Source organism: Allorhizobium pseudoryzae (assembly GCF_011046245.1).
Classification (GTDB): Bacteria; Pseudomonadota; Alphaproteobacteria; order Rhizobiales; family Rhizobiaceae; genus Neorhizobium; species Neorhizobium pseudoryzae.
This window is the reverse complement of the sequence record NZ_CP049244.1, coordinates 20,864-35,567: the sequence shown is the minus strand read 5'-3', so window position 1 is coordinate 35,567 and position 14,704 is coordinate 20,864. Positions and strand designations below refer to the sequence as shown.

At 59.3% G+C, this 14,704-nt stretch carries 14 protein-coding genes and 4 pseudogenes; 7 read left to right on the top strand and 11 right to left on the bottom strand.

From position 1 onward, the window contains the following. Positions 1 to 4 precede the first annotated feature (4 nt). Positions 5 to 457, bottom strand: a complete 453-nt coding sequence (locus G6N78_RS19195) for a c-type cytochrome (protein ID WP_165222607.1) — start codon at positions 455 to 457, stop codon at positions 5 to 7. A gap of 223 nt (positions 458 to 680) precedes the next feature. Here G6N78_RS19195 and G6N78_RS19190 point away from each other — a divergent pair, with 223 nt between their 5' ends. Further along, entirely contained in the window at positions 681 to 899 is a 219-nt protein-coding gene (locus G6N78_RS19190) for a hypothetical protein (RefSeq protein WP_165222605.1), read from the top strand. Here G6N78_RS19190 and G6N78_RS19185 read toward each other — a convergent pair. Then, complete coding sequence (locus tag G6N78_RS19185; RefSeq protein ID WP_165222602.1) at positions 896 to 1,186, bottom strand: hypothetical protein; 291 nt, start codon at positions 1,184 to 1,186, stop codon at positions 896 to 898. The two genes, G6N78_RS19190 and G6N78_RS19185, sit on opposite strands and share 4 nt — an antisense overlap. 4 nt (positions 1,187 to 1,190) lie before the next feature. After that, a complete protein-coding gene (locus G6N78_RS19180) occupies positions 1,191 to 1,736 on the bottom strand; it encodes a cytochrome c oxidase subunit 3 (protein ID WP_165222599.1) in 546 nt (181 codons plus the stop codon). Positions 1,737 to 1,853: 117 nt separating this feature from the next. On the opposite strand from G6N78_RS19180, the gene G6N78_RS19175 reads away from it, so the two are divergent. The 4 genes and pseudogenes from G6N78_RS19175 to G6N78_RS19160 all read left to right on the top strand — a co-directional run. After that, the gene (locus G6N78_RS19175) at positions 1,854 to 2,009 is read left to right on the top strand and encodes a hypothetical protein (protein WP_165222596.1); all 156 of its coding nucleotides are present in this window, start codon (positions 1,854 to 1,856) and stop codon (positions 2,007 to 2,009) included. Positions 2,010 to 2,021: 12 nt separating this feature from the next. After that, a complete protein-coding gene (locus G6N78_RS19170; protein ID WP_165222594.1) occupies positions 2,022 to 2,714 on the top strand; it encodes an NnrU family protein in 693 nt (230 codons plus the stop codon). A gap of 277 nt (positions 2,715 to 2,991) precedes the next feature. After that, positions 2,992 to 3,915: pseudogene (locus G6N78_RS19165) on the top strand (IS256 family transposase); the annotation flags it as partial. 93 nt (positions 3,916 to 4,008) lie between these two features. Then, positions 4,009 to 4,188: pseudogene (locus G6N78_RS19160) on the top strand (transposase); the annotation flags it as partial. 116 nt (positions 4,189 to 4,304) lie between these two features. Here G6N78_RS19160 and istB read toward each other — a convergent pair. The 3 genes and pseudogenes from istB to istA (G6N78_RS19145) form a co-directional block, all read right to left on the bottom strand. After that, entirely contained in the window at positions 4,305 to 5,039 is a 735-nt protein-coding gene (istB, locus tag G6N78_RS19155; RefSeq protein WP_165217142.1) for an IS21-like element helper ATPase IstB, read from the bottom strand. Further along, positions 4,972 to 6,538 (bottom strand): annotated as a pseudogene (istA, locus tag G6N78_RS19150) (IS21 family transposase). The gene istB and the pseudogene istA (G6N78_RS19150) overlap by 68 nt, the downstream one beginning before the upstream one ends. Positions 6,539 to 6,648: 110 nt before the next feature. Beyond that, positions 6,649 to 7,191 (bottom strand): annotated as a pseudogene (gene istA, locus G6N78_RS19145) (IS21 family transposase); the annotation flags it as partial. A 539-nt stretch (positions 7,192 to 7,730) separates the two neighbouring features. On the opposite strand from istA (G6N78_RS19145), the gene G6N78_RS19140 reads away from it, so the two are divergent. Together G6N78_RS19140 and G6N78_RS19135 are read left to right on the top strand one after the other, a co-directional pair. Next, positions 7,731 to 7,997: a type II toxin-antitoxin system ParD family antitoxin gene (locus tag G6N78_RS19140; RefSeq protein WP_165222591.1), complete on the top strand. Its 267-nt coding sequence runs from the start codon at positions 7,731 to 7,733 to the stop codon at positions 7,995 to 7,997. Further along, positions 7,994 to 8,290, top strand: coding sequence for a type II toxin-antitoxin system RelE/ParE family toxin (locus tag G6N78_RS19135; RefSeq protein WP_165222589.1), 297 nt, complete (start codon positions 7,994 to 7,996; stop codon positions 8,288 to 8,290). The genes G6N78_RS19140 and G6N78_RS19135 overlap by 4 nt, the downstream gene beginning before the upstream one ends. Before the next feature lie 281 nt (positions 8,291 to 8,571). On the opposite strand, the gene tnpC is transcribed toward G6N78_RS19135, so the two are convergent. The 5 genes from tnpC to G6N78_RS19110 form a co-directional block, all read right to left on the bottom strand. Continuing rightward, positions 8,572 to 10,164 (bottom strand): IS66 family transposase, encoded by a 1,593-nt coding sequence (gene tnpC, locus G6N78_RS19130; RefSeq protein WP_165222587.1) that lies wholly within the window; start codon positions 10,162 to 10,164, stop codon positions 8,572 to 8,574. Between the two features lie 73 nt (positions 10,165 to 10,237). Continuing rightward, positions 10,238 to 10,582: an IS66 family insertion sequence element accessory protein TnpB gene (gene tnpB, locus G6N78_RS19125; RefSeq protein WP_011053349.1), complete on the bottom strand. Its 345-nt coding sequence runs from the start codon at positions 10,580 to 10,582 to the stop codon at positions 10,238 to 10,240. Further along, positions 10,579 to 10,929 (bottom strand): transposase, encoded by a 351-nt coding sequence (locus G6N78_RS19120; RefSeq protein WP_165222585.1) that lies wholly within the window; start codon positions 10,927 to 10,929, stop codon positions 10,579 to 10,581. The genes tnpB and G6N78_RS19120 overlap by 4 nt, the downstream gene beginning before the upstream one ends. Positions 10,930 to 11,417: 488 nt before the next feature. Then, positions 11,418 to 12,845: an ISNCY family transposase gene (locus G6N78_RS19115; RefSeq protein ID WP_165222583.1), complete on the bottom strand. Its 1,428-nt coding sequence runs from the start codon at positions 12,843 to 12,845 to the stop codon at positions 11,418 to 11,420. Positions 12,846 to 13,176: 331 nt separating this feature from the next. Beyond that, complete coding sequence (locus G6N78_RS19110) at positions 13,177 to 14,703, bottom strand: UxaA family hydrolase (RefSeq protein WP_165222580.1); 1,527 nt, start codon at positions 14,701 to 14,703, stop codon at positions 13,177 to 13,179. Position 14,704: the final 1 nt, after the last annotated feature.

Here is a 14,704-nt window from a genome sequence, read left to right as displayed (position 1 = left end):
GAGATCAGCCGGCATCGTTGGGTGGCCATTTCTGGGTTTTGATCTTGCTGGTCCACCGGAGGAATTCGGCAAGATCGTTCAGTTGCTGATCGGTCAGGTTGAACTGCGGCATCTGCCGCCGGCCTTCGATCCCGCTCGGCTGGGCCTGCATCCATGCTTTGAGCGTTTCACGGGTTCCCTCGACATCGTCATCGCCCCCGAGGCGGGTCCAGACATTGCCCAGTTCGGGCGCGAAATAAGCGCCTTCGCCCAGCAGCGTGTGGCAGTTGATGCAGGAGTTCTGCTCCCAGACGTGTTTGCCGCGAGCAACCGCGTCGGTCAGCGTGCTTTCGTCCGTGGAGGTGGTGCGCATGTAGTAATGACTGTGGGCCGTGAGCCCCAGAAAGATCGCGAAGAAGAAGGCCGATCCGCCGTAAAAGACGTTTCGCGCACCCGTTTTGGTTAGATGTTCAGACATTCTTTGTCCCTCTCGCCCCTCAGGCCGGAATGGTGTGGCCGGTACGGTTGCCCGCAAAAGCCGCCACCCCAGCAGATGCGGGAAAAGCCGGGCGCCTTCTTTGTGCCAATGCAAACAAATCGCAGGCAGCAGGATCCGAAATCCGATCCGACAGTGGCGGTGCATTGGGAGTGGCTGGAACAAGCAGGCAGAACCGGTGTTGAGCCATCGGAGGCCACCAACGATGCCGACTTTGATCCGCTTGATCGTTTCCAGCTATGTCAACGGCTTCCTGCTTGGGATGCTGACCATGCTCGGCGCCCTCATCGTCCAGCCGTCATCGGTTGCGGCGATGCTGCTTCAGGACAGCCCTCTGGGACTTGCGTTGGCACTCTTTGCCGCCGGATCCTCGTTCGGGCTGGGATCGCTTGCCTCAGCGGTCTGGTTTGCGGACCTGGACTAACCAACCAGCCCGAGCGCCGCGAGGGCCGCCCGCGCAGCGGCTGCCACGGCAAAGAAGGTCGGCCAGGCCAGAAGTGCCACGGCCAGACGCGGGTGCAGGGTGCGGAACCCCATGAAGTCAAGGATCACCCACCGCGACTTCACCACGGTGAGCACCAGGATCAGGACGAGTATCGCGAACGGAACCGCCTCATGTTTCCACTGCGCCGCCGCCAGGCCGGCAATCATCGCAACGATCATGAGGACCGCTGCGCGGCCCATAAGCCAGATGGTTTTTTGCTGTCTCATGATGTCAGCCCAGATAGAGAACAGGAAAGATCGTCAGCCAGACGAGGTCAATCACATGCCAGAGGGTGGTCACCGTCCTGACAGTCTCCGTCTCCGCCCGTCGTGCGATGGCCAGCATCACGAAACCAAGAAATATGACATGGGCCAGGTGGAAGCCCGTGATCAGGAAATAAAGTTCGAAGAACGCGTGAAAGGCCGCATCCCCCGCAAACCGGATCTCGCCCGAATATTCGATGACCTTGATGCCGACGAACAGAAAACCAAGGATTGCTGCACCGAGAAGGGCCGCGCGTCGGATGTGGATCGACTGCGCACGGTGCGCCTCCGCCGCGAACCAGCCGCTGGCGATCAGCACCAGTGTATTGAAACTTGCAAGACGACCATTCAGATGAAGTTTCGCCATCGCATAACTCTCCGGATGGAGCAGGGAGAGAACCAGGAATGCCGCAAGCAGGATGCCGAATGCGATCAGTTCGCTCCAAACCAGAATCCAAAGGATAAATTGCTCATCGGAACGCGCCCCGGCGTCCGTTTCAACACTTGCCGTCATGGTGTCGTCTCCCGTGTTGCCTCAGCTGTAAACACGGCTGCGTCCGGCTTCTTTGTGCCAGCGCAAGGACTTGTTCCACCCGGCGCGAGACAAGCAGGCCATGAAGGAGTTCAGATCATGTCAGACGCACAGCTTGGTCTCGTTGTCGCCACGCCGATCATCGTCGGCTTTTCAATCGCGCTCTACCGCATGGGAGTGCTACAGGCCTACAGCACCATGATTGCCGTCGCCGCATCCTGTATCATCACGGCGGTGCTCTTCTTTCAGCAGTGAGGAGGCGGCGCCATGAATGGCCTGATCACCGCGCTCTTCCTGTTCGTTGTGCTGCATTCCGTGCCTGCGATTGCGGGCATACGGTCACGGATCATTCTGCACATCGGACGGCCCGCTTACCTCGTGATCTACTCGACGACATCCACGGCGCTTCTGGCATGGCTGTTTTACGAGGCACTGAGGACCGACTATGTCGAACTCTGGGACGCGGCAGCCTGGCAAGTCACGATCACGCTCGTTTCGGCGCCGTTGGGCCTGTTCTTCATCGTCGCCGGTCTTCTCAGCCCGAACCCATTTTCGGTGAGCTTGCGACAGTCTGGTCCGGCGCAGGGAGCGATCATTTCGCTCACCCGCCATCCAGTGCTGTGGGGATTTGTGCTCTGGGCAGCAGGACATATCCCGCCCAACGGCGATCTGAGGTCCCTTTTGTTGTTCGGCGGACTTGCCGCCTTTTCGCTGGTGGGCGTTTTCGTTTCGGAACGCCGCTCGCGCACAAGGCTCGGCTCCCGTTGGGCGACCATGGCAAACGGATCATCCATCATACCGTTCAAAGCAATCTTGACGGGCAGACGGCGACTTTACCTCGACCAACCTCTTGTCATCGGCGGCCTCATTTCAACGCTGGTCTCGGCCTGGTTGCTGTCGGGCGGCCATGCGCTCCTGGTCGGCGCGGATCCTCTTGCCGTATTCTCCATCTTGCAGTGAGCTCTGATCGCTACGAGCAGCACTTTCCCTTGTTTGCGAACATGACCTCAGACATCACTGAATTGAGCACTACCAGATTGATCGTGCCTTTTGGACGAGCGGCAAGTTTGGAATGCAAAACGATAGCGTCCGCGAAGCTGGTGTAAATTCGGGGGCGATTTTCGTGGAGAAAGCGGTGGAGATTTCGCTTTGGTTTCCCGCGAGACGTCAGGTGGGCACCGGGCTCGTCGGAGAAGGTGGAGTTGCGAGACTTCAACCTGACCGAAAGGAAGACTTGATGACCGACGGCAGATTACCTCTTGCCGATCTTGCTGCGAAGAGCGGTGATCCGGATTTTCTTCGTTTGATTGCCGAAAGCGTGCTACAAATGATCATGGAGGCCGATGTGGATGGCCTGATCGGAGCCGGACGCTACGAGCGTGGCGAAAGCCGCCAGACCTGGCGCAACGGCTATCGCGACCGGACACTCGACACGCGGCTCGGCACCTTGAACCTGAAGATCCCGAAAATGCGCTCCGGCAGCTATTTTCCCGGCTTTCTGGAGCCGAGGAAGACGGTGGAGAAGGCGCTGGTGGCCGTCATTCAAGAAGCCTGGATCAATGGTGTATCGACCCGCCAGGTCGATGAGCTGGTGAAGGCCCTGGGGATGACCCGTTTCCAAGCTATGCAAGTATATTAACGAACGTGTGAACGCCTTTCTCAGACGCCCTCTTTCCGGTGCGTGGCCATACCTGTGGCTGGATGTGACCTATCTGAAGATGTGCGAAGGCGGACGCATCGTTTCGGTCGCGGCAATAATCCCAGTAGCCGTCGATACGGACGGCAAGCGGGTATCGTCGGCCTGCATATCGGCCCTTTCGAAGCCGAACCGTTCTGGGCCTCGTTCCTGCGTGATCTGGTGCGCCGAGGGCTGACCAGCGTCAAGCTCGTCATCTCCGATGCTCATGAAGGATTGAAGGCTGCCATCACCCGTGTGTTCGGCGCAACATGGCAGAGATGTCGGGTTCACGCCATGCGCAATGCGCTTGCCTATGTGCCCAAAGGTCAGCACACCATGGTGGCAGCCGCAATCCGCCAAGCCTTCCTGCAGCCCGACCATGACGGAGCCGTTCAGACCTGGCGGCACGTCGCCGACCAGCTCCGCGCCAGATGGCCGAAGCTGGGGACATTCATGGACGATGCAGAGGTTGACGTGCTTGCTGACCTGAGACCCTGAACTTCCTCCAAATTTTGGGAGAGTCCGTTACGATCAGGAGACGGACGAACGAAGCGTTCACCGTTCACGGAAGAACAGATCACCGGGATATTGAAGGAGCAGGAGGCGGGCGCGAAGACAGTCGATGTCTGCCGCAAGCATGGCATCTCGGATGCAACCTTCTACAAATACAAGGCGAAGTATGGCGGCATGGATGTGTCGGATGCCCGCAAGCTGAAGGCTCTTGAGGACGAGAACTGTCAATCGGCACGGAAACTTGACCCCATATCGGCGTCCAATGTTGACCCCCATGTTGACGATCAGCACCTGGATCGCCCGGCGCTGGCCGGGGTTGCAGAGGGCGAACCAGGTGCGAGTGATGGGGCTCTTCGGCTTTAGCTTTGAGAGCGGTTTTTGAAGCGCCAGGACTCGTTGCCAGTTTCGACGATCTCGCAGTGATGGGTCAGCCTGTCGAGGAGCGCGGTGGTCATCTTGGCGTCGCCGAAGACGGTTGGCCATTCGCCGAACGCGAGATTGGTGGTGACGATGATGGATGTGCGCTCGTAAAGCCTGCTGATCAGATGGAATAGAAGCTGGCCGCCGGCCTGGGCGAAGGGCAGGTATCCGAGTTCGTCGAGGATGATGAAGTCCAGGCGGTTGAGATAATCCGCGGTCCGGCCTTGCTTGCCGCTGCGCGTCTCCGTCTCCAGCCGATTGACCAGATCGACGACATTGTAGAAGCGCCCGCGTGTGCCGTTGCGGATGAGCGCGCGGGCAATCGCGATGGCCAGGTGGCTCTTGCCGGTGCCCGTGCCGCCGACGAGAACAACATTGCGCTGATCGGCAACAAAGGCTCCGGTGGCCAGATCGCGGACAAGGCCTTCATTGACGGGTGTGTTGGCGAAGTCGAAGTCGTCGATGTCTTTGGCGAGCGGCAGTTTGGCGATGCTGAGCTGGTAGCGAATGGAGCGCGCCTGTTTCTCGGCGATCTCGGACTGCAGAAGATCGCCAACGATGCGCGGCGGTTCATGCTGGCGCTTGATGCCGTTGCCCATGACCTCGTCATAGGCGCTGCGCATGCCGTAGAGCTTCAAGGTGCTCATCAATTCCAGAACCTGTGTGCGTTCCATCAGCTTGCCCTCCTGAGGCTGTCATAGCGTGCGCAATCGGCGACCGGCTCATGGGTCAGCCGCAGTGCATCGGGGATTTGTAGGGGCGCAGCCGGAGCCGGATCGCGACGACGCGCCAGGATGTTCAGAATGACGGCAGCCGAGCAGACACCCTGTTCAAGCGCCTCCTGACAGGCGGCCTCCACGGCCGTGATCCCGTCGCCTGGCACGCATCCGAGGATAGTAACCATTTGCCGATCGCCATCATCGACTGTCTTCAATCGCTTGCGGACCTTCTCCATCGCCGCTGGCATTACCCAGTCGCGGAACGGCGCGCCATTGCGAAGAGCGCCGGGTTTGCGGGCCAAGACAGGCACATAATGCCAGGGATCATAGACCGTCTCGCCGCGTCCGAAGCTGCGCCGATGTTCGGCGATGACCGTGCCATCCTGCTTGACGACAATCCGGTCGGCATAGGCGTGGACTTCGACCGGGCGGCCGACTGCCGTTGAGAGGACCGAGTATTTGTTGTTGTCGAAACGGACCGTGCAGGTCTTGGACACCGAGGCCGGAACGCAGTGAAAGCCGTCGAACGGACCGACATAGGGAACGAGACTGCCGCGCTCGGCCTCGAACATCTGCCAGATCGTCTGGTCGGCCTGTTCCGGATGGTTGTGCGCCTTGGCATAGGCAACACATTTATCGAGCAGCCAGACGTTCAATTCCTCAAGGCTCTTGACCCTCAGGCGCGGGGTGAAGAAGCGTTCGCGCACCAAGCCAACCTGGTTCTCGACCTGCCCCTTCTCCCAGCCGGAGGCGGGTGTGCAGGCGACAGGCTGAACGAGATAATGACTGCACATCTGCAGGAAACGGCGATTGTATAGCCGCTCCTTGCCGACGAACACGGCCTCCACTGCCGTCTTCATGTTGTCGTAGATGCCGCGTGTGCAGGTGCCACGGAAGAAGGCAAACGCCTTGTCGTGGGCGTCGAACACCATCTCCTGGCTCTCGCGCATATAGGCGCGGGCAAATATCATGCGGCTGTGGCAGAGCCGGACATGGGCGACCTTTACGGTCGTCGTCGTGCCATTGATCAGCACGATCTCGTGGCTCCAATCGAACTGGTAGGCTTCGCCGGGTGCATAGTAGAGAGGCACATAAGCCTGCGCCGTCGCTGATCCGCGGTTCTTCGCCCAACCCTTGGCGTAACGGCGGATCGCATCATAGCTGCCGTCGTATCCGAGCGCCCGCAGCTCCTCGTAAATCCGGATCAGCGTCAGCCGTTCGCGCGATGGCCTGCCTTCGTTCGTCACGAGAAACTGCTCGATCTCCGCCTTCCAGGCCCCTGTCTTCGGCAAAGGTTGCCGCTCGCGCTCGTAAGAGAAGTCGGTCTCATCGGTGCGCAATATCTTGCGGACCGTGTTGCGGGAAACATGCAGTTCGCGGGCGATCTTCTTCATCGACCAGCCTTGAACATGAAAGGCCCGCCGGACGCGCGCAATCGTATCCACTCGCTTCAACTCCCTCTCCATCCGCCGTCAAAAGACGGATGGTCAGATAAATCCGAAGGGGGTCAAAATTGGACGCCGATTACCCCGCTAATGGGGTCAATTTTGCACGCCGAAACACAGTCATGGGCATCGAAGACCATCTCCTGCGTCTCGCGCGGATAGGCTCTCACATACATCATCCGGCTGTGGCAGAGCCGGACATGCGCCACCTTCACCGTCGTCGTCACGCCGTTCAGCACGACGATCTCGTGGCTCCAGTCGAACTGGTAGGCCTCGCCCGGCGCATAATAGAGCGGGACATAGGCTTCCGCCGTCACGGAGCCGCGCTCCTTCGCCCAGGTTCGGGCGTAGCGGCGAACTGTGTCGTAACCGCCCTCGTAGCCGAGGTCGCGCAAGTCCTCGAATATCCGGATCAGTGTCAGCCGCTCGCGGGAAGCCTTCGCCTCATTGGCGAGCAGCATTCCATCAAGATGATCGCGCCAGGGGCCGAGCTTTGGCTGAGGTTGACGGGTCCGCTCGTATTTGAACTCCGTCTCATCGCTGCGCAGAACCTGCCGCACCACTTTCCGCGATATGCCAAGCTCCCGGCAGATCGCCTTGATCGACTTGCCCTGCACACGGGAAAGCCGACGTATCTTGAGAATTGTCTCCACAACAAGCATCCAAATAAAAGCCTCCGATGAAACCGGAGGCTGTTGTAACCCCATCGCAGATGGGGGTCCCGTTTGGACGCCGATCACCCCATTTGCGGGGTCCTTATTCCATGCCTAATCACATGCAAATCATGGCTAAGCCAGCGCTGCAACCGCCGCCCCTAACGAAACGATGATGTTCCTTCAGGTCTGCTAAATACCTCTCGCTATCACCAATTGGCTGAATGTGAGTGGCACCCGCCTCGGGGTGCGAAGCTACCGAAGCATCGCCTTGAACAGAATCGAACCGGTGGCCCGCCAATTGGATTTTCAAGATGTGGCGTCGCAGATCTATCCCAGGGCGAAAACAGGGTTTCACATCCCGGCGGCTGCCCAGACGGTCCCACATTACTGAGTTCGCCAACCAAGACTATCGCCGAAGTCTCATTGGGTCGCCTCTAAGGAGTAAGGGAAATTGGCATCGCTAACGGCAGGGGGCGCATACCCCCCGCTTGATAATAGTTGATAAACCGAGTACATTCTTCCGATCACCCCTGAAGGAGATACGCATGATTAGTGCCGATCTGGGCAAGCAGCTCGAAAGCTACATTCAGCAGCTCGTGGATACAGGTCGCTACGGCTCGAAAAGTGAAGTCTTGCGCGAAGGCGTGCGACTGGTTCAGGATCGTGAAACGCGACTGGCCGCTCTGGATGCTTCAATCATGCGCGGCATCTCTGATGCGGACGCCGGTCGAACCAAGTCGGCCAGTGATGTGTTCAACCGTCTCGAAGCTAAATACCGTGCGATGGCTGACAAAGCCGAAAATTCGGCATGATCCTCGAGTTTACCAGCGAGGCCGAAGGCGATCTTGAGCAGATTGCCGATTACATTGCCGAGCACAATCCACAGCGCGCTCTTTCATTCATTCGAGAGCTGCGGAGCCGATGTGAAGATCTTATTAGTAATCCCAACAGCTTCGCTCTTGTCCCTCGCTATGAACATTATGGAATCCGTCGACGCGTTCACGGCAACTACCTGATCTTCTATCGCGTTGAGCCCACCAAAGTGGTCATTATCCACATCCTGCACGGCGCAACGGACTACGGTCAATTCCTGTTTGACGAATGATCAAATCAGGTCGATTTGAGGCGAATTGAAGCGAAGCACGATGGGAAGCGCTGCTTTTACTATCGACTTGCAGATCAGCGCGGATAGCAATCTGCTTGCAGTCGATCTATTCGCTAGGCCGATGTCGAGACAATGTCAAAGCTGGTTAGAGGCGCGTGCTCACCAGCCAGTTAGAAACGCGACACTGGCGCTGCCAATCAGCCCCGATCTGAGCGGCAGACCCGCTTGCAAGATCAGATCGGGGCGGGTGGGACGCACCGTAAGCGGCAAGCTGCGGCCGTTCAGCCCGCGTAATTCCACGGCATGAGCGTCTCGAGATCGCTGCTGGGCCAGCCGTTGGCGATGCGCTCAAGGGTCTGGGTGAGCCAGGCCTGCGGATCTACGTTGTTCATCTTCGCCGTCTGAAGGAGCGTGGCGATTGTCGCCCAGGTCCTTCCACCGCCATCGCAGCCAGCGAAGAGACCGTTCTTTCGCGTAATTGTCTGGGGCCTGATGGCGCGCTCAACGATGTTGGAGTCGAGCTCGATGCGGCCGTCGGTGAGGAAGCGCTCGAAGATGGAGCGACGCGAGGTGGCATAGCGGATCGCCTCGGCGAGCTTCGACTTGCCGGAGATCCGCGGCAGGGTCTTCTGCCAGAGGGCGAAGAGCTCGTTGACTACAGCAGCAGACGTCGCCTGGCGCGCCGCGACACGGGCGTCAGGGCTTTGACCGCGGGCCGCTGCTTCCACCTCCCAGAGCTTTGCCATCAGCTCCACCGTCTCGGTGGCGATCCTAGAGCTATCCGAAGCGTGGAGCTCGTAGAACTTGCGCCTGCTATGGGACCAGCAGCCGGCGAGTATCACACCGTCATTCCCGCCGTCGGATCGGGCGAGCTTGTTGTAGGCACCATGCCCGTCCACCTGAAGGATACCACAATAGCCACTCAGATGCCGGGCGACCCGATCGCCAGCGCGGCTATCTTCGAAGCGATAGGCGACCATCGGCGGACCACTGCCACCGAAGGGTCTGTCATCCCTGGCATAAGCCCAAAGCCATGCCGTCTTGGCCGATCCGGATCCAGGCGCGAGCGTGGGCAACGTCGTCTCGTCCGCGAAGATGCGCTCAGCCTTCTTGATCTCGGCGAGGATGTAGTCGGCCAGGATATCGAGCTCAAAGCCGAGCTTGCCCATCCATTGAGCCATCAGCTTCCGGTCAAGCTCGACCTTGTCGCGGGCATAGATTGCCTCCTGCCGATAGAGCGGAAGGCCATCGGCATACTTTGAGACCGCGATCTGGGCGAGAAGCGCTTCCGTCGGAATGCCGCCCTCGATGATATGCGCGGGCGCGGCTGCCTGAATGACGCCGTCTTCGTTTTTGAAGGCATACTTTGGCCGGCGGGTGACGATGACGCGGAACTTCGCCGGCACGACGTCCAGCCGCTCCGAGACGTCTTCTCCGATCAGCACCTTCTGTTTGCCGACGTGCTCGGGCAGTTCATCTGGCTCGATCACGACTTCGACCCGTTCCAGATGAGGTGCAAAGCCCTTGCGTGGCCGGGGTGCACGTTTCCCATCAGGATCAGCGGCACCTTTGCTCACCTTGGCTCGGATAGCAGCGATGCCGGTCTCGATTTCCTCGAAGACAAAAGCCTGCTGCTCATCGTCGATCGTTGGAGATGCGAGCTTTTCCGATCGCCGGCCAAAGCGGGCACGATCGAAGGCCTTCAGGATCTGGGTCAATCGCTCGATGCGCTCATCGGCATCTGCGTTTTTCGCCTTCAGATCTGCGACTTCGCTCTCGAGAGCATCGGCGCGCGCAGCCTTCTCGGCCATGGCAAGGACCATGGCTTTCAGGGTCTCTACATCATCCGGGAGCTGCAAATCGGGCGGCGTCATAGGGCCTACGAGAGCACATTTTGCTCCGGTTTTCCTGCCCTTTCAGACAGTTGATTCACTTCGCCGCAGGCCTTTACCCAACAATCTCCGGCGGCTTTACCGCCACCGAGCGGACCCGTTTCCAGTCCATGCCATCAACGAGCGCCATGAGCTGGGCATGGTTGAGCTGCACCCGGTTGTGGCCGATCCGAGGCCAGCAGAACTGCGCCTTCTCCAACCGTTTCGAGTAGAGGCACACCCCTGATCCATCCCACCAGACGATCTTGACCCGGTCCGCCCGTTTGGCCCGGAAGACATAAAGGGAGCCGTTGAATGGATCACTGCCGGCATCCCGCACCAGCGATAGCAAGCTGTCCGGTCCCTTGCGGAAGTCGATAGGATGGCTGGCAAGGAAGACCTTTACACCTGCGGGTATCATGCTGAGCGAACCGCCCGGATCACGCGCTGCAGATGCGCTTCTTCCACATGTCGGCCGGCTCGCACGACGATACGGCCAATGACGATTTCGACGACGGAGTCGGGCCCAGGTGCTGCGCTCTGCGGTTCAACTGCCGGCGCTGCTTGTCCAGGCTCATCACTGCCCAACAGTTCTCTGCGCCAGCGGTAGAGTTGAGATGGCAGGATCCCAATCTGCCGCGCGACCGCCGACATGTTCACACCGGGCTGACAGGCTTGCTCAACCGCTGTGGCCTTGAACTCGTCGGACCAGAACCGCCGCAACTGTCGCGGCGACCCGTTAAGGCGATCGGGCACCGCCTCGATCATTCGCATCAATCCAAGGCTAGCCGCAGGCCTAGACATAGATCCTCACATTCAGAGAAGTCGTATGTCCGGAATACCCTGCCCAGCATCAGCGATGCCAGATGGGGTCTTCTTGCCGTTTACCGTTGAGCCCACCAAAGTGGTCATTATCCACATCCTGCACGGCGCAACGGACTACGGTCAATTCCTGTTTGACGAATGATCAAATCAGGTCGATTTGAGGCGAATTGAAGCGAAGCACGATAGGAAGCGCTGCTTTTACTGTCGACTTGCAGATCAGCGCGGATAGCAATCTGCTTGCGGTCGATCTATCCGCTAGGCCGATGTCGAGACAATGTCAAAGCTGGTTAGAGACGCATGCTCACCAGCCAGTTAGAAACGCGACACTGGCGCTGCCGATCAGCCCGATCTGAGCGGCAGACCCGCTTGCAAGATCAGATCGGGGCGGGTGGGACGCACCGTTTCGGCTTTAGCTTTGAGGCTGGCTAACGTCATTCTGCGGCCTCCATGCGCGCCATAGCCTTCTGCCTTTTGGCGATAACTTCCGGATCATTCGTGAAATCCGTCCGACGGCCGGGCTTGCGGCCGCGCTTCTGATAAGCGTTTCCAATGCTACCGTCGCGAATGCCAAACATATGATCTTTCTGACCCGTCCGGGATGGGCCGCTCTTGTTGCGCTCAAGTTCGCGTCCGGCCTGCATCTCAGCAACGATCGACAGCATGCCATCCAGCCGCTTGTTGTCGACGACCTCCGCTCGATGCACAGACCGTAATTTGTCGAAAGTTCTGTAGGGCAGGGAATAGCTCTGATGCATGATCTCCAGCCTGCCATCCGGGTAATCACAGTCGACGACCTTCTGCCCGGCCAATGGCCGCGAGATCTCGGTCGGATCGAGAATGAACAGCACTTTGTCGTAACGTAGCGTCAAAGCCTGCGACAGGGTGCGGACTTCCTTGCGGCACATAGCACCGTCCAGGTTCTCATGATCAGCGAGAGGCCGATGCATGTCCTTCGGATTGCGCGGCAACTTGCCAAAACGTTTATTGAAGCCTTCAATGAACTCAGGTGCATAGGCATTGGCCACATCGATTGTGCTGATGCCCCGAAGCCGCATCTCTTTCACCAGGCGGTCCTGCAGCGTCTGATTGGCTCGCTCGACCCGGCCTTTAGCCTGAGGCGTGTTGGCGCAGATGATGTCGATGTTCAGTTCATAAAGCGCGCGACCGAATTGTGTCAGACCGGTCGTCCTGTCCGTCTTCGAAGCATTGGTCGACCGGAAAACACCATGCTTGTCGCTGTAGAATGCAAGCGGCTTACCCCATTGCTGCAGATAAGCCTTCGTCGCATGCAGGTAGTCAAACGTGTTCTCCGACCCAGCAAATCTTAGATGTAGAAGCTTTCCTGTAGCGTCATCGATATAGACGAGGAGGGCGCATTTGGGGCCGCGGTTCTCGAACCACCAGTGATGCGATCCATCGATCTGAACCAGCTCACCAAAGCAGTCGCGCCGGCCACGAGGCTGAAAAACACGCTTCTTGCGTTCCCGGCGAGAGACCCAGATGTCGGCCTCGGTCATCCATTGCCGCAGCGTCTCCTTGGATACCGAGATCCGATGCAGCTCAATCAGCTTCTCGCGTGCAAGCGTCGGACCAAAATCCAGATAGCGTGCGCGGATCAGGTCTAGCGCCGCATTGCGAAATTCCTCACTGTGGCGGCGATTACTTGGTCGAGATCGCTTCTTCGACACAAGGCCGGCTGGACCATCAAGGTCGTAAGACCGCAGCAGCCGATGCACCTGACTTCGACTGAGGTCGAGCAACTCGGCTGCCTGGACAACGCCAAGCCTCTTGTCACGGATCTTTTGAATGACTTCGAGGCGATGCAATTCTTTCTGCGACATGGTGATCAACAAGGACATGACGACTCCGACCGCTCATGGTCTCGACCAAGCTCGAAGTCGTCATCCTTGCTCCCGACGTTGACATTGACCAGTGCATCAAGAGGCGAGGCTGTCGCATCTCTAACTGGCCCAACTGTCGCATTACTCAATAGCCCCTACAGTTCGCGACAGCATAACCGCCATTTACGGAACAAAGCGTGCAGTGCGGCGGCTCCGGCTACCGTCATGCAGCAGCGATGACAATTATCGCTGCTGCATCAATGTCGAGACGGATCGACGCCTGCACGGGATCCGGAGAACCTTGCGATAAGCCGATGGCCGCGCAACCTAGACCCAGCAAATCCGCCGCTTACATCACCGCGCCGATTTGCCAGGGTACAAACTCGTTGCGGCCATAACCGAGTTCCTCCGACTTCGTCTGTTTGCCGGAGGCGACGGCGAGGATTTCGTCGAAGATCTGCCGGCCCTTGTCTTCCAGAGACACGCCCGTGACGATATCGCCGCAATTGATGTCCATGTCGTCCGGCATGCGCGCGTAAAGTTCGCTGTTGGTGGCCAGCTTGATCGAGGGTACCGGCTTGCAGCCATAGGCGGAGCCGCGACCGGTGGTGAAACAGAGGATGTTGGCGCCACCCGCCACCTGACCGGTCGCCGCCACCGGATCGTAGCCGGGCGTGTCCATATAGACAAACCCCTTGCGGTCGATCCGTTCTGCGTAACGATAGACGCCGCGCAACGTGGAATTGCCGCCTTTGGCGACGGCGCCGAGCGATTTTTCAAGGATGGTGGTCAGCCCCCCGGCCTTGTTGCCGGGCGACGGATTGTTGTTCATCTCGCCGCCGTTCTTGGCGGTATAATCCTCCCACCAGTGGATGAGATCGACGATCTTCTGGCCGACTTCGGCGCTTTCGGCGCGGCGGGTCAGCAGATGTTCGGCGCCATAGATTTCAGGGGTTTCGGAGAGGATGGCCGTGCCGCCCTGGCGCACCAGCATGTCGGCTGCAACCCCCAGAGCCGGGTTCGCCGTCAGACCGGAATAGCCGTCCGAGCCGCCGCACTGGAGGGCCAGCGACAGTTCCGAAGCCGGGATCGGCTGGCGTTTCGTGCGGGCCGCAAAGGGCAGCATTTCCTTGATGCGGGCCACGCCCGCTTCCACTGCCTTGCGCGTACCACCGATCTCCTGGATCGTCAGAGACTGAAAGTGGTCGCCCTCGGCGATATGATAGGTGTCCTTCATGCGCGGGATCTGGAACACCTCGCAGCCGAGGCCAACCAGCAGCACCGCGGCAAAGTTCGGATGGCTGGCATACCCCCATTGGGTGCGCGCCAAAACGTCGAAGGCTTCGCCCTTACCCGCCATGCCGCAGCCCTGGCCGTGCGGCAAAGGCACGATGCCGTCGATATCGGGATAATCGGCCAGAATGCCGGAGCGCATGATTTCATCGGCGACGTAATCGACGACGGTGGCCGAACAGTTCACGGACGACAGGATGCCGATATAGTTGCGGGTGCCGGCGCGGCCATCGGCACGGCGAAAGCCATCGAAGAAGGCGGGAACCTCCCCGGCCCTAAGGCCCTCGATGGGCCGGGCATCGGCTGCGAAGGCATAATCGCGCTCGAAATCCTCGCCCATGGTGACGTTCTTTTCGTGCACCCATTCACCGGGTTCGATCGCCGTGCTGGCAAACCCGATGATCTGGCCGAACTTGCGGATCGGCTCGCCCATCGGGATCGGCTGGGCGGCGATCTTGTGGCCGCGGGGAACGCGGGCGTGGGTCACGATCGCGCCCTCCACAGCACTTCCCGCCGGCAGGTCTGCAATGGCGACGACCACATTGTCCGCCGCATTCAGGCGCAGGATTCGACCAATCGTCATC